We start from the raw sequence: 17,946 nt of genomic DNA on the forward strand, positions 1-17,946 counted from the left end.
GTTTCCCGGGAACCGGTTTCCCCGCCCTTGCGGAACTCACTGACGCCCGGCTTCTACAGGGAGATCATCACCCGGGCAGCGGCGCGGTCGCTGGCGTGGCCTTCGAGCGCCGCCCATTCCGCGACGTCCAGGGCCCACAGTGAGTCGCAATACCTGATGACGACGTCGGCCCCGTCCTGCTTCACGGTGTGCTGGGGGTCACCGGGGCAACTGCCTACCGCCACCACGGCGGCAGCCGCTTCAGGACTGCGGCATGCAAGGCGCATCTCGGGCATGGTCAACGCTCCTGTCGTGGCTGAATCCCTATCGACGGAGCGTACTCGCGGTGAAGATCGATCACAGTTGAGTGATGCATTCGGGTCAATCGCAATGGCTAAAATGTGGAGCTTTCAAGCAGAATTGCCGCCCTCGATATGATGGGGAAATGGCGAAGGGCAAGAGCGACGAATGGCTGACCGCTGACGAGCAGCGCGCCTGGCGCACCTATCTGGAGGTCGGCACGCTGCTGCTCCACCAGCTCGGACGCGACCTGGAGCCGTTCGACCTCACCATCAACGACTACGAGATCCTGGTAAACCTCTCGGAGTCGCCCCAGCACCGCATGCGGATGAGCGACCTGGCCCGCGCCACCCTGCAGTCCAAGAGCCGGCTGTCCCACCAGATCAGCCGCATGGAGAACGCCGGTCTGGTCCGCCGCGAGAACTGCGAGTCCGACCGGCGCGGGCTGTTCGCCGTCCTCACGGACGAGGGCTGGGAGACCATGCGCAACGTCGCCCCGCACCACGTCGCCGCCGTCCGGGAGCACTTCATCGACCTGCTCCCCGCCGAGGACCAGGCGGCCCTCCGCAGAGCCCTCACCCCGGTCGTCGAGCACTTGCGCGCGGAGCACGGTACGGCCTGAGGTGCCACTGGCGTCATAGGTGACGAATGCCCGCACAAGTGGCGTTTTGGATACCGGTGCCAGGGCAGGCGTCAGCCTGAGGGGGGTTCCCGTAAGTGCTAGGGAGTCGACCCCATGTCAACAGGGACACTTCTGGCGATCATCATCCCCGTGGTGGTGATACTCGCCCTGATCGCGGTGGCGTCCACCCTCTTCATGCGCCACCGGCGCCTGAAGGAACGGTTCGGCCCGGAGTACGACCGGACGGTGGAAGGCGCCGACAGCCGCAAGGACGCCGAGCGGGACCTCGCCGCACGCACCAAGCGTCACGACTCGCTGGACATCAAGCCGCTGCCGAGCGGTGTGCGAGACCGCTACGCGCGGGAGTGGACCAGCGTCCAGGAGGAGTTCGTCGACCGGCCCGAGGACGCCGTCCACGACGCCGACAGCCTGGTGGGCTCCCTGATGCGCGACCGCGGCTACCCGACCGAGAACTTCGACCAGCAGGTCAAGGACCTGTCGGTGGAGCACGGCCGGACCCTGGACCACTACCGGGCGGCCCACGAGGTCAACGACCTCAGCACCCGGCACGAGGCCACGACCGAACAGCTGCGCGGCGCGATGGTCCACTACCGCGCCCTGTTCGACGAACTGCTCACCGACGGCGGTGGGCGGCGCCACGCCCGGGCCTGAGCGAAGGGCCCGTCCCGGAACACCCCATCTGGAGAGGCGGAGAACCATGGAACGCGAGCGTGCCTCCCGCGGAAGCGGTCTGGCCACCGAAGACCTCGCAGAGACCCACGCACCCGCCGGCCTCGAGCAGGACCGCCCGGAAGCGGCCTCCCGGGCACCGGAGTACCCAGGCGAGAGCACCGGAACCCGGGGCGGACCGCCCCCGGAGGACATGGCGGGCACTCCTGTCCAGGAGTCCGCCTCGGATGAGGCCCCGCAGTTGCTGGGTTCTCAGGACCAGGAGAACTTCCGCGACCGTTGGCAGCAGATCCAGAGCGAGTTCGTCGACGACCCCCGCGATGCCGTGCACGCCGCCGACGAGTTGGTCGCCGACGTCATGCAGAAGCTGGCCTCGACGTTCGCCCAGCACAAGGGGGACCTGGAAGGCCAGTGGACCCGTGGCGAGCAGGTGAACACGGAGGACCTGCGTACGGCGCTCCGGCGCTACCGGTCCTTCTTCAACCGCCTGCTGTCCACCTGAGTCCGGTGCGGCGGGGCGCTGCCCAGGCGGCGGCGTCCCGCCCACCGCTGTGCGGGTGCCGGGAGGACGACCTAGAAATCTTCCAGGCCGGTTCCCCGACGCTTCTCGTGCGGTGGAATCTTCAACTGCTCCGAGCCCCGCTCCTCTTCACCCGGTTCATCCGGTTCATCCGGGGACGGCGTTCCCGATTCCCGGGTCGCCTCCTCCCCCGGGTGTCGGTCCGGGTCCCGGCGGGTCTCCTCCTCCGGCTGCTCCATGGGCTGACTCCTCCCTTCTCGGACGGTGACGTCTCAGGATCATCACCTATAAACCCGATGATAAGTACGCGAAAGATCGGCAGAGCAGTCTCCGCGACACGACGCGAGGCGGCGAAAAGGCGAAGCCGACGTCGCGGCGCCACGTTCAGGCCTTCACGAACCGGCTCTCGACGCCGGGGAACCCCTTGTCCCACCAGTGTCCGTAGCGGCGGTAGACGGCCGGGTCGCGGTCGGCGAGCAGAGCCCACAGCTTCGCCGCCTCCTCCACCAGCCCCTGCCAGGCAGCCTTGCCGAGCGTGCGGAAGGCGGTCAGCTCCAGGCCGTCGCCGGTCGCGCGCCACACCCCGGCGACCTGCCCGTCGACGAGCAGGCACGGCAGCGTGTCGCCGTTCCGCCGCGCGATCACCGGCCGGTACTCCCCGGGCACGACCCGCCCCGCGCCGGCGTGGGCCAGCAGGATGCTGTCCCACATGGGGAGCAGCCTCGGCGGCGCCGGCGTGTCCTCATCGGGGACCGTGGCGTCGGCGAGGTCGTACAGGGCGGCGCGGCCCGGTCCCGCCACCTGCACCACCTGGTCGCCGAGCCCGTCCAGCGCCCGGGTGATGACGGAGCGCTGCAGCAGCGTGAAGCGAGCGAAGTCCTGGGCCGAGGCGGGCCCGAACGCGCCCAGGTAGGCGAGCAGCAGTCGCCGCACCCCGGCGTCGGTCTGCTCGGACTCGGGCGCGGGGACCGCCGCGGAGGCGCGGTAGGTGTTCGGCAGGGTGAACGACCAGGGGCCGCCGGCCGGCGCGTGATGCACGGGGGCGTACGTGCGCAGCGCCCACCACACGCGGTGGGCGTGCTCGCCGAAACGTCCCGCGACCTCGTTCTCCACCTCGGCGCCGGTGCGGGGCCGGTCGAGGAACCCGGCGAGTTCGGGAAGCAGCGCGTCGGCGTCGGCCGGGTCCAGCCCGGTCGAGGTGAAGCGGCGGTCGTACAGCCGTGACGCCCGCAGCGTGCCCACCATCGCGGCGTGGTAGGCGGCATGGTCCTCGGCGTGGACGGCGTGCAGCGTGATCCGCATCAGGGTCGCCTTGATTATCCGCCGGTCCGCGAACGCCGCGTCGAGGTCCTCGGGCGCGAAGTCCCGAACCCTGTTCCACAGCGCCAGGTACGGGGAGGCCGGGGTCTGTGCCTGCAGCGCGCAGACCCGGCGGACCGCCTCGGCCACGTCGAGGCGCCTGCGCTCGAGCAGGAGCTGACGGTCCAGGGTGGCGAGGGTGAGTTGCCGCGCGGTGAGGCTCATGGCCGGATTATGCCGCCCCGGTCCGACAGTCCTTCCGGTGGACGCCGCGGCACGGTGGTGCATGGTCACGGAACACCAGGGCAGACGCGGGGTCAGGAGGTTGACGACATGGTTCCCTTGCTTCTTGTCCTGCTGCTCGCCCTGATCCTCTTCGGTGCGGGCTTCGCCCTCAAGGCCCTGTGGTGGATCGCCATCATCGTGCTGGTGGTGTGGCTGCTCGGCTTCGTGTTCCGGGCCGCCGAAGGCGGTGGGCGCCGCCGCTGGTACCGATGGTGACCTCTCGCCCGCAGCACGCCGGGGGCCCGCCGCGCATCGCGGCGGGCCCCCGTCCGTCGTCCGCCACCGGTCGTATCAGGTCATTCCTGCCGCGGCGGCGGTCCCTGCCGCACAACGGGGTACACGCGGGGCAGAGATGGCCGGAGCAGCCCGGCCCACGCCTCCAGGAGACGCCGATGAGGGAGGACTGCCGGCTCACCGTCCGGGAACGCATGGCTCTCGACGGAATCGAGCGTTTGCTCCGCCGTGAGGACCGGGCGCTCGCCCGGCGACTGCGCACCATGCGCGTGCGTACCCCCCTGCGGGAGATCGCGGCGCGGTTCGCGCGGTGGCCACGCTCCCTGCTGGTGACCTTCCTCGCCGGCACCACCCTGGCACTGCTGCTGTCGGCGACGCTGACCAAGGAGACCCCGCTGGTGTGGGTCGGCGCGGCCTCGTGGGCCGTCACCTTGCTCGCCGCCGCGTGGCCGACCCCGCCCTGGCGGCGCATCGGTCGGCGCAGGCAGGTCGTGTAACGGACCCTCAGCCGGCGGACGGTGAGCGCGGCGAGGGCCACGGCCGCGGTCACCTCGTCACGCCAGGGGCGTCGCGCACAGCGAGCCCCCGAGCCCGGCATCATGCCGCCCCCCGACCGGGAAGTGGCAAGCTCGCCACTGGAAAACTCCCGCTCAGGGCTGGGCGGCGGCGACCTCCTCGGCCACGTGGCGGTCGAGCGCCGCCCGCACCAGGGCCGCAGCGAAGACCGCGTGGGCGGCCTTGGGCACCAGGGCCGCCAGCTCTTCCGGCCGAGCCGGAAGGCCGAGCCGCTTGGCGCCCTGCAGGGCCTTGTCGTCGAACAGGGGGCCCGTCTCCGGCCAGACCGCCTGCACCTCCCTCAGGAAGATCTCCACGCCGACCGGCCCGAGCCCGGGAACCTGGCGCAGAGCGCGCCGGATCTCGTCCGGGTCGCCGTCCGCCTCGTCCCGCAACCGGCGCAGGTCGCCGCCGTAGCGGTCAAGGAGCAGCTCCGCCCCGTCCCCCAACTGCGTCGCCGTCCGTTCGTCGTAGCGCCGGTAGTGTCCCCTGCCCAGCGCGTCGACCCGCTGCTGCCAGGTGGCGTCGCGCATCCGGCGCGGGTCGCGCATGCCCGCGGCGAAGAGCTCGTGAGCCGCGTCAGTGGCCACGGACGCCTTGATCCGGGCACTGAGCAGGCAGGCTGCCACCAGCGCCTGGTAGAGCGGCTGCGGGGTGTTCTTCAGCTTGATGCCGGCGTCCTCGGCATAGGTGTGGCCCTCGCTGTCCAGCAAGGCCTCGACCTTCGCCTTGTCCTTCGTACGGTCCCGGGGTCCGGTGGTCCCGGCCATCACGCATCACCTTCTCCGGAAGCGGATCACCGCCTCAGTGCAGGCTGCTACCCGGCCACCCGCGCCCTACACGGCGTAGCGATCGATCCCGGAATCCACGTGGTGGCGGCCCTGGCCGAAGATCGTCGTCCGGATGGCTGACGAAGGGGGCGTGTCCTCCGTGGGACCGGGAAGCAGCCCCGGAGAAGACCGTCGACCGCACACCGACCCGGAAGGGAGTCATGTGATGGGACACGGTGGAAACGTGATCGCAGAGCTCACAGCCGACCACCGCGAGGTGGAGGAGTACTTCGCCCGTCTGCGGGCCCTGCCCGCGGGTGACAAGGAACGCCGGAACGTGCTCGACGAGGTCACCATCGAGCTCGTACGCCACTCGGTGGCCGAGGAGATGTACCTCTACCCGGCCGTCCGCAAGCACCTGCCCGGCGGGGACGCCCTGGCCGACAAGGAGATCCAGGAACACGCCGAGGTCGAACAGGTCCTCAAGGACCTGGAGGACGTCGACATCGACGACGCCCGGTTCGACGAAATGGTGGGAAAGTTGATCACCGATGTCACCGAGCACGTCAGGGAGGAGGAGCAGCAGCTCTTCCCGGGCCTGGCGCAGGCCTGCACGCCCGAGCAGCTCTACGAGCTCGGGGACCAGGTCCGCCGGGCCAAGAAGGTCGCCCCGACCCGCCCGCACCCGAGCGCCCCGGACACCCCGCCCGGCAACAAGCTCCTGGCACCGGGGACCGGACTGGTGGACCGGGCACGCGACTTCATCACCGGCCGCGGCCGTTCCTGACGCGAGCCCGCCTCACGGGCCGTTCCGGCGGGCGACCGCCGGAACGGCACAGGGGCCTGACACGGCGGTGACCGGGGTTCCACGAGCATCTCGTGGCGGACGTCCGCGGCGGGCCATCCGCCGCCCACCACGTGTTCGTTGAGGTTCTCCCCCGAGCCCAGCGAAGCCGGCCTCCAGCCGTGTGTGGGACCGCGAATCCGGGGCATCCGGATTCTGCGGTGAGGCAGCCGCATGGTGGGTGAACGCCCCGGACGCCGGGTCCCCCCTCACGGCGTCCGGGATCACCTCGTGTCCCCCGGTCGGCTCGATCGTCAGTCGGGGGGTTCTTGCGGTGGAAGGTCGCGCGGCGCGTCGGGAACGTCGGTGTCCGGTCGTCCCCGTTCCGCCGTGTCGGGATCGCGCCCGCGGTGCCCGCGGGCCTGCTGGAGATCCTGCTGGTCCTTCGGCGGCGGGGCGGTGTGCTCCGCACCTTCGGGCGTCTCGTCGCGCTTCACGTGTGTCTCCTTTCGGGTGCCTGTATCGACGGACGCGGGGTGACATCCGCCGCGGACGGCGGGCATCGCATGGAGCCCTGACCGACGCCGCCCTCGTTGCCCGCGGCTCACCCGTCCTTGCCCAGTGCCCCCGGCTTGTGGACCGCCGAGCGCCCGGACTTGTCGCTCTCGACCTCGTACTGCGGTCCTCACTCGAGGCGTCGACGGTGCGGCCCGCCGCCCGGGTCCGTTTGGTGACCTTCTTCTTGACCTTGCCGGTCACCTTCTGGCCGTGGCTCTTCCACGACACCTCGTCGCCCTTGCTCAGGTCGCGCTCGGCCATGGATTCCTCCTCGCGAAGGCGTTCGTATGTCCGGGTGCCCCCGCGCCGTACCTAGGAGGAGAGTGCGACGATCATGGCGATCACTCCCGCGAGGAAGATCGCGACGACGCAGAAGATCAGCACCAGCGGCGCGAATCCCCACGCCTTGCGAAGTTCCGGCCGCTCGGGAAGGGAGATTCCGTGGGTGGTGCTGCTTTCCGCCGGGGGTGTCTCCGTGGGGGGCACCTTGCGTTCGGCACTGCTGCTCGGGGCGGAACGGTCGGCTGCATGCGGCGTGCTCATGGCACACCTCCCAGAGGGACGCGGTCAGTGCATCTGCTGAGCATCTGCCCGTGACCCGGCCCGGGAAACGGAATCGGATCGTCCGAGGGCATCGGCCACCACGCGCAGGTCCGCCACCAGTCCGGCGTACATCTCCTCGCGGTTCTCGCCGGCGCGCAGTACGGCGGAGGGGTGGACGGTGGCGAGGACGTGCGCCCCGTCGAGGGGCACGCCCGGCGTCAGAAGCTTCCCGCGCTGCCGGGTGACCCGGAACTCCGGGCCCATCAGGGCCTTGGCGGCGGTCGCGCCGAGGGCGACCACGATCCGGGGGGCGATCCGTTCCAGCTCGGCCTCCAGCCAGGGCTTGCACGCGGCGACCTCGCGGAGCGTGGGCTGCTTGTGGATCCTCCGCCTGCCGCGCTCCGGGACGGTGAACTTGAAGTGCTTCACGGCGTTGGTGACGTAGGCGTCGGCCGGATCGATCCCGGACTCGTCCAGCGCCCTGCGCAGCACCTTCCCGGCAGGGCCGACGAAGGGAAGGCCCTGCCGGTCCTCCTGGTCCCCGGGCTGCTCGCCCACCAGTACGAGCCTCGCGGACGGCTCCCCGTGCCCGAAGACGGTCTGGGTGGCATCCGCGTACAGCGGGCACCCCCGGCACCCCGCGGCCGCGCTGCTCAGCGCCGCCAGGTCCGCGTCCTCGGGGACGTAGGGCGAGGCGTCATAGTCCGCCATGGGGGTGCCTACCCCGCGGCCTTGGTGGGAAGCCGGTCAGGGCAGACCTGGGTGTCGCGTCACCACGGCCGTGGCCGCGCGCGGCCGCCATGGCGGTCGCGCGCGGCCTCCGGACTGGCTGACGACCGGACCCGCGCCGCCTACCAATAGTGCTTGCGCCCGCCGACGCTGTGCCCCACGGCGCCCAGCACCCAGAGCACGAGGCCGATGACCACGAGGATGATCCCGATGGTCCACAGGATCGAGATCCCGGTGAGGAAGCCGATGATCAGCAGGATGATGCCGAGGATGAGCATGATGTCCTCCGCTGGTTGACCCGCGTACGCTCAGCTGTCGCCGAGGGCGCGTTGGAGTTCGGCCTTGTTCATGTGGGAGCGACCGTCGACGTTGCGGCGCTTGGCCTCCGCGTAGAGCTGGTCGCGAGTGGGTCCCTGGGAACCCTTGCCGGAGCGCTGACCGCCGCGTTTGCCCGAGGACATGTCCTCGATGGAGGAGCGGCTGGCGGTCTTGGACTCACCCGCCCGGGCGCGTTCCTTGTTGACCGTACGGGCGGCGATCTCCTTGGCCCGCTTCTCGCTCTCGCCCCGGTTCTCGGCGCTCTCCTTGATGTGCTCGTACTGCCGCTCCCGCTTGCGACTCGACCCTGCGGGCATGTGATTCACCCCATTTGCTCATCTTGGTCTTGAGTCACGGCTACCCCGAAACGGAGGATCATCACACTTTTCACCCGAACGGCCTGACGGCGGAGGACGCCACAGGCGTTGCCACGGAGCGCGCGACGGCACGCCGTTGCGGGCTGTAGCGGCGGCCGGGATCACCCGAGGCCGGCGCCGACGGCTTCGCGGCGTACGGTCTCCACCGTGTCGATCTGCTCCTGCGCGCGGTCCAGGAGGGTGCGCAGCCGGTCCTCGTCCAGATCCTTCTTCGGTGTGAGCGACAGGAGCGACTGCCACAGCAGGCTCTTCCCCTCGATGCCCAGGCGCAGCGCCTCCAGTTCGATGACCGTGCTCAGGCCGGAACGGCGGACGACCCGGCCGTTGAGCTTGAGCAGGCGCGCCTTCTCGGCGAGCCACCCCGCGTAGACCTTGTGACGTCGCGCCGGGACGTCGAGCGCGGCCATCAGGTCGAGGAGGCTCTGCCGGTCCTCGGCGATCTCGTCGGCCACGCGCCGCAGTTCGTCGCCGTGCGGCGTGGAGCGGTGGTGGTCGGCGAGGTGACGTGAGATCAGCTGCCCGGTGGTGGAGCCCGCCAGATGGTCGTTCATGTAGATCTCGAGAGCCTGCTGACTCATGGCAGTTCCTCCTCGTGGCTCAGGGTGGCCCAGGGTGACTCAGGACCGCGCCAGCCGGACCTCGACCTGCCCGTCGGCGGCTATCCGGCACTCGAAGCGGGGCTGCGGCGCGGTCGCCGGCCCCTGGACGTTCGCACCGTCCGACAGGCGGAACTGGCTGCCGTGCCAGGGACATTCGAGGCAGCCCTCGATGACCTTGCCCTCGTGCAGGGGGCCGTCCATGTGATTGCAGCGGTCGGCCAGGGCGTGGAACCGCCCGTCGTCCGCGCGCACCACGACCACGGCCGCCTCGTCGGCCATCCGCCGCACCGGCTCGCCGAACGGGAAGTCCTGCGGCACGCCGACGCGATGCCAGCCCGGCTCCACCAGCACCGGCACCGCCTCGGCGTGGTTCACGCCGGCGCCCTGCCGGTAGGCGAGGTGGCCACCGAGCACCCCGCCCACCGTGGCCACGGTCATGCCGCCGAAGCCGAGGGCCCGGCCGAGGACCGGGCGGCCCTTGATCCGGGCCGCGAGTGAGCAGGCGTACGCGGTGACGGCGACGGCGTTGGCGGTCGCGTGGACCAGGCCCACGCGGGCCTGCCGGGGACGCTGCTCCGCCCAGTCCACCCATCCGGCGAGGGCCGCGGGCACCGCGGAGACCAGGCCCAGCGCCACCAGACGGCGGGCGGCACGGCTCTCGCCGGGGAGCAGGTCGAGCACCCCGGCTGAGGTCCAGGCACCGATCGGCACCTGGACGAGTACCGGGTGCACGGGGTGGCCGAGCCACAGCCCGCGCAGCGCGTCGCGCCCCCGGCCCAGGGGCAGGGCACGCACGGCCTTGCGGACGACGGCGGCAAGCCCGTCGAGCCACTCCTGCCCTTCGAGGGTGTCCATCGCCGCAGGAAGGGCGGCGTTCGGGGATCCTTGCTTTTCGCTCGTAAGCCTCATAAGCCTCATGTGGAGCGGCTTTCCTCCTCACTCCACGACAAACCCGGCATCCGGCCGTGCGGCAACCGTGGCCTTCTACGTACGCCAGTCCAGGCACACGATCGAGGCGTCGTCCTCCAGGTGGCCGTGGCAGGCGACGGACACGGCGGACGTCATCATCTCGACCACTTCGCGGGGGTGCTCGGCGGCGGAGTCGCGGAGCATGACGGCCAGGTCCACGCCGCGGGCCCGGCGCTCCTGCATGCCGTCGGTGTAGAGCACGAGCCGGTCCCCGGCGCGCACGTCGAGGTCTTGAACCCGGTGGGGAGCCGGGGAAGGGACTCCGAAGGGAAGGTCCACGGCGAGGCGCAGTTCCTCGACCGTTCCGTCGCGCAGGCGCAGGGGCCATGGGTGCCCCGCGTTGACCAATTGAAAGCCGGTTCCGTCCAGGGCGACACGGACCAGCTGCCCGGTGGCCAGCCCGTGACTGCCGTGCTGCTGGATCGCCTCGTGCATCTGGCGGGCCTGCTCCGCCAGGTCGCACCCGGCACGGCGGGCGCGGCGGGAGGCGTTCACCAGGACGGTGGCCAGCATCGCCGACCTGATGTCGTGGCCCATCGCGTCGGTGATCGACAGGTGCAGCGTGTCGTAGTCCAGGGTGAAGTCGTAGGTGTCACCGCCGATGGAATCCGCGGGCACCAGCGCCCCGGCGACGGTGAACTCGTTCACCGTGCAGCAGGAGGCCGTGGGCAGCAGCTGCCGCTGGATCTCGGCCGCCAAGGTCATCGGCGTCGTGCGCTTGCCCCACTGGTAGACGTCGGTGAAGCGGCGATCGGTCACGACGATGTACGCCAGCGCGAGCGCCGCCTCGGCAACCTGTCCCAGCACGTCGTCGGTGGCGTCCGGCAGGGTCAGCTCCAGCACCCCGATCGTGTCGCCCCGGTTGGTGACGGGCGCGATCACCCGCTCACCCGTCCCGTCGCCGGGTACCCGCGTCACCTGCTGGCTGCGCAGCACGTCGTGGTAGACGCTGCCGTGCAGCGGAACCTGATCGGCGCTCCTGACCTGCTGCGAGTCCGCGTCCTCGCTGACCCGCACCATCTTCTGGCCGATGACGTCGGGGAGCAGCAACGACACCGAGCGGGCCCCGAACCGCTCCCTCAGGTTGCGCGCCACCACGTCCAGCGAGTTCACCGGCGAGGCTGCCTCCGCTGCCGTGAGTACGTCGTCGAGCCCGAGCTGGTCATGCGACACGGCGACCTCCCTAGCTCCCTGCACTTCTTCCCACCCTGGCCGCTTCACTCACAGGACGCATCCGACGGCGGCCGGCCCGGTCCTACGGGGCGGCGGGTGTGCGCAGCGCGAGGAAGGCGACGTCGTCGTCATTGTCGTGGGGGCGGACCTGGCTCAGCAGCGAGTCGCTGAACGAATCCAGGGGGCGCCGGGCCAGGGAAGCGGCGTGCTGGCGGAGCCGGTCGAGGCCGACGTCGATGGAGTGCCTGGTCGACTCGACCAACCCGTCGGTGTACAGCACGAGGGTGGCCTGCGGGGGCAGGGTGACGACGGCGTCCTGGCGCGGCTTGTCGGTGCCCGTGCCGAGCAGGATGCCGTGGCCCTCGGTGAGGAAGCTGGTCTGCCCGTCGTGGGTCACCAGGAGCGGCGGCGGATGGCCCGCGTTGGTCCACTCCAGTCGCCACAGCCTGTCATCGGCGCTGGTGAGCCGCGCGAAGATCATGGTCGCCATGGGCACTTCGGCGGTGTGCATGACGGCCTGGTCGAGGCGCGTGACGACGGCGCTGGGCGACTCGGGATCCGACCAGGCGAAGGCGCGCAGCATGTTCCGGACCTGTGCCATGCCGCCGGCGGCGTCGAGGTCGTGTCCGACGACGTCGCCTATGGCCAGTGCGGTGGCGCCGTCGACGAGAGGGAACGCGTCGTACCAGTCACCGCCGACCTGCGAGGCCTGCGGGGCCGGGACGTACCTGGCGGTCATCTGCAGGCCGGGGATCGTGGGCATCTGGGGCAGCAGGTGACGCTGCATGGTCTCGGAGACCTTGCGCTGCCTCTGGTAGAGGCGGGCGTTGTCCAGCGCCAGTCCCGCCCGGCGGGTCACGTCCTCCAGCAGCGGCAGGTCACCGGCGGTGAAGCCGTCCGGGCGTTCCGAGCGGCCCAGGGTGAGCGCCCCGAGCACGTCCCGCAGCCCACGGATCGGGGCGATGGCCGCGGAGTGCATGCCCGTCCTCTCGAAGAGCCGGTGCTGCTCGACCGCGATCCCGGAGTCCGGAGGACCGTGGTACGTCGAGGCGGTGGCGATGGTCGACGCGGCGCCGCGCAAGGCGCGGGACAGCGGCATCGGGGATTCCTGCGGCACCGGCGGCATGGGCCCTTGCAGGTCCGCGCGCTCGATCAGGAGACCGTCCTTGTTCTGGACCACCAGGGCGCGCCGCACCTCCTCGTTCTCGGCGAGGAGGTCGACGACCGCCCAGTCCGCCAGCAGCGGCACGGTCAGGGCGGCCAGGCGGTGCAGCGCCTCGTTCACGTCGAGTGTCGAGGTGAGCTGGGTGGTGGTCTCCGCGAGGAGGGCGAGACGGTCGAGCTCCGTCAGCGGCGTCGAGAGCCCCGCTGCCGGCTCCTGGTCGGTCGTTGCCGCCTCCTGTCGCTGGTAGAGCATGACCAGGGCCCCCGGCCTTCCGGGCCCCAGGCCGTACGGCGTCAGGAACCAGGACAGCCCGAGCAGGCTGCCGTCACCCCGGGCGAACCACCCGACGTCGCCGTGCCGGGTGCGTTCCGTGAGCAGGGCGTCACGCATCTCGCAACGGGAGCGCGGCAGGGTGTGACCGTGGCTGTCACGGTGGAGCAGGTCATGTGCGTCCTGGCCGAGGAGATCCGCGGTGGACCTTTGCAGGAGGGTCCCTGCCGCCTCGTTGGCCGCGATGATCGACCCCTCGCCGTCCACCACGTAGGCGGGCGCCATGACGCCGTCCAGCAGGCTGTCGGGCATGCCCACACGCAGGGCCCGCGATCCCTCCAGGAAGGGCGGTCCGGTGTCCGGTACGACGGCGTCCATGTTCCCCTGTCCTCCGGTGCAACCCAGCTTTCCCGGCTTACCCGCGCACCAGGATCCCATGCGGTCGGCTCACGCTCTCGCCGACGAAGGGGCGCGACGACAGCGCCCGGCACGGGGGCGCAGAACCTGGAGGAGGCCGCCCACACGGAGCGGCCGGTCCCGTACCTTGCCCTCAAGTTCATGATAGTTCCGGGGCCGCGGGGTAGTCGTGCCCTATGTGGCTTTTGTCCCCGCCAGGGGTGTACCGCCCCCAGGACGACACGCTCCTCCTCGAAGAGGCACTGAAGCGGGAGCCTCTCGCCGACGGCACCGAAGTCCTCGATCTGGGGACGGGCAGCGGCGCGCTGGCCCTGACCGCCGCCGAGCGCGGCGCCGCGCAGGTGACCGCCGTGGACGCATCCCTGGGCGCGGTGTGCACCACCTGGCTCAACGCCCGCCTCAACGGCCTGCGCGTCAAGGTCCTGCGCGGCGACCTCACCGCACCCGTGACGGGCCACCGCTTCGACCTCATCACGGCCAATCCGCCGTACGTTCCGTCGCCGCAGGCGGACCTACCGACCCGCGGTCGCGCCCTGGCGTGGGATGCGGGGTCCGACGGCCGCGCGCTGCTGGACCGCATCTGCTCCGACGTGCCGCCGCTGCTCGCCCCGGGAGGAGTCCTGCTCCTGGTCCACTCGGCTCTCTGCTGTGTCGAGCGCACCCTGGGCCGGCTGCGTCACGCCGGACTGCGGGCCGCGGTCACCGAGCGCCGGTACATCCCCTTCGGTCCCGTGCTGCGCGACCGGTCGGCATGGCTGCAGGCCCAAGGGCTGATAGCCGCGGGGGAAGACAAGGAAGAGCTGGTGGTGATCCGTGCCGAACGTGAGCGGTGAACCGGCGCCGACGCGCGTGACGATCACCCGGGACGGCCCGATCCTGATCGAGGGCCCCGTCGAGGTGGTCCTGGACGACGGCCGTGTCGTGCGTTCCGACCGCTTCGTCGTGGCCGTCTGCGCCTGCCGCCGCAGCCGCACCTACCCGTGGTGCGACACCAGCCATCGCCGGCGCGCCCGGCCTGCCCCGGCTCCCGCGGATTAGGTGGCCGGAACGGCGGTTGCCCGGCTCGCGACGGTGAGGGCGGCATGCGGGCCTTTTGTAGCGTCCTCCAGCGTCGGAAGCCGGATCTCAGCGGCGATGGTCGGACACGGTCCGCGCCTCGGAATCGGTGCTCGGGGGACGCACGGTGAGCAGCCCGCGGGCGCACAGCTCCCGCACGACTTGCAGCAGCACGTCGCTCTGGTCCAAGCCACGTGCCCAGCCCGCTTCCGGGGCGGGCAGAGCCTCAACGGAGGGTACGTCCCGGGGCCGCGGGACGCAGGGAGCCTGTCGACCGGATTCCTCAGCGCACTACCGCGGTATCGGCACCGCGGCATCCGCCTTGATGGGACAACCGGGTGAACTCAGCCGCCCGCCAAGACCCGCGGCGTGGCACACGGACCCCTCCCGGCGTGGGGAGACTTGCGGAATGCCCGGTGGGTTCCCCGGCGGGATCGTCCCTCACGGGTGCATGAGGACCTTGATGGCGCCGTCGGCCTTCTTCTGGAACATGTCGTAGGCCTGGGGGGCCTCCTCCAGCGAGACGTGGTGCGTGGCGAAGCCGTCGACGCCGAGCGGGTCCTCGTCGGTCAGGAGCGGGAGGATCTCGTCGCTCCAGCGCCGGACGTTCGCCTGGCCCATGCGCAACTGGATCTGCTTGTCGAACAGGGTCAGCATCGGCAGCGGGTCGGTCATGCCGCCGTACACGCCGCTCACCGAGATCGTGCCGCCGCGGCGGACCAGTTCGATGGCCAGATGCAGGGCCCCGAGGCGGTCGACGCCGACGTTTTGCATGAGCTTGGCCGCCCAGGCGCGGGGCAGCAGACCGGCGGACTGCTGGACCAGCTTGCCGAGGGTGCTGCCGTGGGCCTCGGTACCCACCGCGTCGATCACGGCGTCCGGGCCGCGGCCGTCGGTGGCGTTCCGGACGGCCTTCACGAGATCGTCCTGGTCCTCGTACTCGTCGAGGCTGAAGACCTGGGCGCCGTCACGGCGCGCCCTGGTCAGCCGTTCCGGTACGTGGTCGACCCCGATGACCTTGCCCGCACCCAGGTGGCGGGCGACGCGGCAGCACATGTCGCCGATCGGCCCCAGGCCCAGGACGACCACGCTGCCGCCCTGGGGGACGTCGGCGTACTTCACCGCCTGCCAGGCCGTGGGCAGGACGTCGGAGAGGTAGACGTACCGGTCGTCGGGCGGCCCGTCCGGAACCTTGATCGGGCCGAACTGCGCCTGCGGCACCCGTAGGTACTCCGCTTGGGCCCCGGGGACGCGCCCGTAGAGCTTGGTGTAGCCGAAGAGCTCCGCCCCGCAGCCGTACTCGGTGACCTGGGTCGTCTCGCACTGCGTCGGCAGCCCCTCGCGGCACATGTAGCAGGTGCCGCAGGCGATCTGGAACGGCACCACGACGCGGTCGCCGGGCGCCAGGTTGTCCACCTCGGAGCCGGTCTCCTCGACGATGCCCATGGGTTCGTGCCCCAGGATGTCGCCGGGCGTCATGAACGGGGCGAGGACCTCGTACAGGTGCAGGTCCGATCCGCACAGGCCGGTGGACGTCATGCGCACCACCGCGTCGGTCGGCTCTTCGATCCGGGGGTCGGGCACGGTCTCGACCCGTACGTCGTGCTTGCCGTGCCACACGGTCGCCCGCATGATCGATCACTTCCTCGCGGTTGTCCTTCACGGCAGGACCATCGGGTACCCGAGGACACGCCGGTGAACCGCCGTGCGTGCCGTCATCCGGCCGGTCCGCGCCGGGGGGCGTTAGAGACCGTACGGTCCGGGAACGCGTGACTGGGGCGCCGAGTCGGTTCACCGACGAGCGGAAGCGGACGACGCTACCGCCGCCGCCCTCGTGGCCGGGGCGACCGGTGCGGCCGTCACGGTGCGCCGCCACCGACGACGTTGAGCCGAACCGGAGGGTGACTCCCATGTCCATCAAGGTGTCCGACTACGTTCTGCAGCGGCTTCGCGAATGGGACGTCGAGCACGTCTTCGCCTATCCCGGTGACGGCATCAACGGACTGCTCGCCGCTTGGGGCCGGGCGGACGACAACCCGCGGTTCGTCCAGGCCCGCCACGAGGAGATGGCCGCCTTCCAGGCGGTGGGGTACGCCAAGTTCTCCGGCAGGGTCGGCGTCTGCGCGGCCACGTCGGGCCCCGGCGCCATCCATCTCCTCAACGGCCTGTACGACGCGAAGCTCGACCACGTTCCGGTGGTGGCGATCGTCGGGCAGACCAACCGCAGCGCGATGGGCGGCTCGTACCAGCAGGAGGTGGATCTGCTGAGCCTGTTCAAGGACGTCGCCTCGGAGTACGTGGAGATGGTGACCGTCCCCGAGCAGCTGCCGAACGTCATCGACCGGGCGATGCGGGTGGCGGCCGCGAAGCGGACGGTCACGGCCGTGATCATCCCGGCCGATGTCCAGGAACTCGACTACTCCCCACCGCAGCACGCGTTCAAGATGGTGCCGTCCAGCCTGGGCATGCCGTCCTTCACCCTGGTCCCCGACGAGGCCGATCTGGACAGGGCGGCCGAGGTGCTCAACGCGGGCGAGAAGGTGGCCGTCCTCATCGGTCAAGGAGCGCGCGGCGCACGGCCCGAGGTGGAGCAGCTGGCCGACACGCTCGGCGCCGGTGTGGCCAAGGCGCTGCTCGGCAAGGACGCGCTGTCGGACGAACTGCCGTACGTCACGGGGGCGATCGGCCTGCTGGGAACCCGGCCCAGCTACGAGCTGATGCAGGACTGCGACACCCTGCTGGTGATCGGCTCCAGCTTCCCCTACAGCCAGTTCCTGCCGGAGTTCGGCAAGGTCCGCGCGGTGCAGATCGACATCGACCCCTTCATGGTCGGCCTGCGCTACCCGTTCGAGGTGAACCTCGTCGGCGACGCCAGGACGACTCTGACGCGGCTGCTGCCGAAGCTGGAACGCAAGAAGCACGGCAGCTGGCGCAGGAAGATCGAGAAGGACACGGCCCGCTGGTGGGAGGTCATGGAGCGCCGTGCCGGCGTCGCAGCGGACCCGATCAACCCCGAGTACGTCGTGCACGCGCTGGACGCGCTCCTGCCCGAGGACGTCATCCTGGCCGCCGACTCCGGTTCCGCGGCCAATTGGTACGCCCGGCACTTGCGGATGCGCGGCAGCATGCGCGGTTCCCTGTCCGGCACGCTCGCCACCATGGGGCCCGGTGTGCCGTACGTGATCGGCGCGAAGTTCGCCCACCCGGACCGCCCGGCGATCGCCCTGGTCGGTGACGGGGCGATGCAGATGAACGGGATGGCGGAGCTCATCACCGCCGCCAAGTACTACCGCGAGTGGTCCGATCCGAGGATGGTCGTGGCCGTGCTCAACAACGGCGACCTCAACCAGGTGACCTGGGAGATGCGCGCCATGTCCGGAGCGCCGCAGTTCCTGCCCTCCCAAGCCCTGCCGGACGTCGCCTACGCCGACTTCGCCCGCTCCATCGGTCTGGACGGCCTCCGCTTGGAGAAGCCGGGCGAGGTGGAGGGGGCCTGGGAGCGGGCGCTGGCCGCGGACCGTCCGTTCGTCCTGGACTTCCGCACCGACCCCGCCGTCCCGCCGATCCCGCCGCACGCCACGCTGGACCAGATCGAGGCGGCGGCCGCGTCCGTCCTCAAGGGGGACTCCGATCGCGCCGCCATGGTCCGGCAGGGCTTCAAGGCGAAGGTGCAGGAGATGCTGCCCGGCCGCGGGCGCCACGGCCACGGCGAACCGTGAGCCCGCCCGCCGCGG

Annotated in this window: 23 protein-coding genes and 1 pseudogene; 9 read left to right on the forward strand and 15 right to left on the reverse strand. The window is 71.0% G+C overall.

The genetic code is table 11. The annotated features are described in order from the left end of the window. Positions 1-53: 53 nt before the first annotated feature. A complete protein-coding gene (locus ACFYYN_RS32205; protein WP_500548540.1) occupies positions 54-266 on the reverse strand; it encodes a hypothetical protein in 213 nt (70 codons plus the stop codon). A gap of 158 nt (positions 267-424) precedes the next feature. Here ACFYYN_RS32205 and ACFYYN_RS32210 point away from each other — a divergent pair, with 158 nt between their 5' ends. The 3 genes from ACFYYN_RS32210 to ACFYYN_RS32220 all read left to right on the forward strand — a co-directional run bounded on the left by ACFYYN_RS32210 (position 425) and on the right by ACFYYN_RS32220 (position 2,093). Further along, complete coding sequence (locus tag ACFYYN_RS32210; protein ID WP_500548541.1) at positions 425-901, forward strand: MarR family winged helix-turn-helix transcriptional regulator; 477 nt, start codon at positions 425-427, stop codon at positions 899-901. 114 nt (positions 902-1,015) lie between these two features. Further along, positions 1,016-1,573 carry a hypothetical protein gene (locus ACFYYN_RS32215; RefSeq protein WP_500323978.1) on the forward strand — a complete coding sequence of 186 codons (558 nt, stop codon included), beginning with the start codon at positions 1,016-1,018 and terminating at the stop codon, positions 1,571-1,573. A gap of 46 nt (positions 1,574-1,619) precedes the next feature. Then, positions 1,620-2,093 carry a hypothetical protein gene (locus tag ACFYYN_RS32220; protein WP_500548542.1) on the forward strand — a complete coding sequence of 158 codons (474 nt, stop codon included), beginning with the start codon at positions 1,620-1,622 and terminating at the stop codon, positions 2,091-2,093. Between the two features lie 71 nt (positions 2,094-2,164). Here the strand turns inward: ACFYYN_RS32220 and ACFYYN_RS32225 are convergent, their stop codons facing one another. After that, positions 2,165-2,350, reverse strand: a complete 186-nt coding sequence (locus tag ACFYYN_RS32225; protein WP_500548543.1) for a hypothetical protein — start codon at positions 2,348-2,350, stop codon at positions 2,165-2,167. A gap of 145 nt (positions 2,351-2,495) precedes the next feature. Further along, complete coding sequence (locus ACFYYN_RS32230; RefSeq protein ID WP_500548544.1) at positions 2,496-3,635, reverse strand: winged helix DNA-binding domain-containing protein; 1,140 nt, start codon at positions 3,633-3,635, stop codon at positions 2,496-2,498. A 108-nt stretch (positions 3,636-3,743) separates the two neighbouring features. On the opposite strand from ACFYYN_RS32230, the gene ACFYYN_RS32235 reads away from it, so the two are divergent. Next, entirely contained in the window at positions 3,744-3,911 is a 168-nt protein-coding gene (locus ACFYYN_RS32235; protein WP_018561957.1) for a DUF5670 family protein, read from the forward strand. 176 nt (positions 3,912-4,087) lie between these two features. Then, a complete protein-coding gene (locus ACFYYN_RS32240; protein ID WP_500548545.1) occupies positions 4,088-4,426 on the forward strand; it encodes a DUF3040 domain-containing protein in 339 nt (112 codons plus the stop codon). A gap of 153 nt (positions 4,427-4,579) precedes the next feature. Here ACFYYN_RS32240 and ACFYYN_RS32245 read toward each other — a convergent pair whose 3' ends face one another. Further along, positions 4,580-5,254, reverse strand: a complete 675-nt coding sequence (locus ACFYYN_RS32245; RefSeq protein ID WP_500548546.1) for an HhH-GDP family DNA glycosylase — start codon at positions 5,252-5,254, stop codon at positions 4,580-4,582. A gap of 226 nt (positions 5,255-5,480) precedes the next feature. Here ACFYYN_RS32245 and ACFYYN_RS32250 point away from each other — a divergent pair, with 226 nt between their 5' ends. Continuing rightward, a complete protein-coding gene (locus ACFYYN_RS32250) occupies positions 5,481-6,041 on the forward strand; it encodes a hemerythrin domain-containing protein (RefSeq protein ID WP_500548547.1) in 561 nt (186 codons plus the stop codon). A gap of 311 nt (positions 6,042-6,352) precedes the next feature. On the opposite strand, the gene ACFYYN_RS32255 is transcribed toward ACFYYN_RS32250, so the two are convergent. The 10 genes and pseudogenes from ACFYYN_RS32255 to ACFYYN_RS32300 form a co-directional block, all read right to left on the reverse strand. Further along, a complete protein-coding gene (locus ACFYYN_RS32255) occupies positions 6,353-6,535 on the reverse strand; it encodes a hypothetical protein (RefSeq protein WP_500323971.1) in 183 nt (60 codons plus the stop codon). A 107-nt stretch (positions 6,536-6,642) separates the two neighbouring features. Then, positions 6,643-6,857, reverse strand: a pseudogene (locus ACFYYN_RS32260) (hypervirulence associated TUDOR domain-containing protein). Positions 6,858-6,908: 51 nt separating this feature from the next. Then, complete coding sequence (locus ACFYYN_RS32265) at positions 6,909-7,139, reverse strand: DUF6480 family protein (RefSeq protein ID WP_500323969.1); 231 nt, start codon at positions 7,137-7,139, stop codon at positions 6,909-6,911. Positions 7,140-7,163: 24 nt separating this feature from the next. After that, positions 7,164-7,850 (reverse strand): UdgX family uracil-DNA binding protein, encoded by a 687-nt coding sequence (locus tag ACFYYN_RS32270; protein ID WP_500548548.1) that lies wholly within the window; start codon positions 7,848-7,850, stop codon positions 7,164-7,166. A gap of 140 nt (positions 7,851-7,990) precedes the next feature. Beyond that, the gene (locus tag ACFYYN_RS32275; protein ID WP_326579019.1) at positions 7,991-8,146 is read right to left on the reverse strand and encodes a DUF6131 family protein; all 156 of its coding nucleotides are present in this window, start codon (positions 8,144-8,146) and stop codon (positions 7,991-7,993) included. Positions 8,147-8,176: 30 nt separating this feature from the next. Further along, the gene (locus tag ACFYYN_RS32280) at positions 8,177-8,503 is read right to left on the reverse strand and encodes a plasmid stabilization protein (RefSeq protein ID WP_500323967.1); all 327 of its coding nucleotides are present in this window, start codon (positions 8,501-8,503) and stop codon (positions 8,177-8,179) included. Positions 8,504-8,664: 161 nt separating this feature from the next. After that, positions 8,665-9,141, reverse strand: a complete 477-nt coding sequence (locus tag ACFYYN_RS32285; protein WP_500440198.1) for a hypothetical protein — start codon at positions 9,139-9,141, stop codon at positions 8,665-8,667. A gap of 39 nt (positions 9,142-9,180) precedes the next feature. Beyond that, on the reverse strand, positions 9,181-10,017 hold the full coding sequence (locus ACFYYN_RS32290) for a Rieske (2Fe-2S) protein (RefSeq protein ID WP_500323965.1): 837 nt from the start codon (positions 10,015-10,017) through the stop codon (positions 9,181-9,183). A gap of 129 nt (positions 10,018-10,146) precedes the next feature. Continuing rightward, positions 10,147-11,304: a PP2C family protein-serine/threonine phosphatase gene (locus ACFYYN_RS32295; protein WP_500548549.1), complete on the reverse strand. Its 1,158-nt coding sequence runs from the start codon at positions 11,302-11,304 to the stop codon at positions 10,147-10,149. A gap of 82 nt (positions 11,305-11,386) precedes the next feature. Next, entirely contained in the window at positions 11,387-13,117 is a 1,731-nt protein-coding gene (locus tag ACFYYN_RS32300; protein ID WP_500548550.1) for a PP2C family protein-serine/threonine phosphatase, read from the reverse strand. A gap of 215 nt (positions 13,118-13,332) precedes the next feature. Between ACFYYN_RS32300 and ACFYYN_RS32305 the strand changes: the two genes are divergently transcribed. Continuing rightward, positions 13,333-13,989, forward strand: coding sequence for a HemK2/MTQ2 family protein methyltransferase (locus tag ACFYYN_RS32305; RefSeq protein WP_500323962.1), 657 nt, complete (start codon positions 13,333-13,335; stop codon positions 13,987-13,989). Continuing rightward, positions 13,970-14,194, forward strand: coding sequence for a CDGSH iron-sulfur domain-containing protein (locus tag ACFYYN_RS32310; RefSeq protein ID WP_500548551.1), 225 nt, complete (start codon positions 13,970-13,972; stop codon positions 14,192-14,194). The genes ACFYYN_RS32305 and ACFYYN_RS32310 overlap by 20 nt, the downstream gene beginning before the upstream one ends. 459 nt (positions 14,195-14,653) lie before the next feature. Here ACFYYN_RS32310 and ACFYYN_RS32315 read toward each other — a convergent pair whose 3' ends face one another. Then, complete coding sequence (locus ACFYYN_RS32315; protein ID WP_500332390.1) at positions 14,654-15,844, reverse strand: zinc-dependent alcohol dehydrogenase; 1,191 nt, start codon at positions 15,842-15,844, stop codon at positions 14,654-14,656. Positions 15,845-16,122: 278 nt separating this feature from the next. Here ACFYYN_RS32315 and ACFYYN_RS32320 point away from each other — a divergent pair, with 278 nt between their 5' ends. Then, the gene (locus ACFYYN_RS32320; protein ID WP_500548552.1) at positions 16,123-17,931 is read left to right on the forward strand and encodes a thiamine pyrophosphate-requiring protein; all 1,809 of its coding nucleotides are present in this window, start codon (positions 16,123-16,125) and stop codon (positions 17,929-17,931) included. Positions 17,932-17,946: the final 15 nt, after the last annotated feature.

Source organism: Streptomyces sp. NPDC001902 (assembly GCF_042891295.1).
Lineage (GTDB): Bacteria > Actinomycetota > Actinomycetes > Streptomycetales > Streptomycetaceae > Actinacidiphila.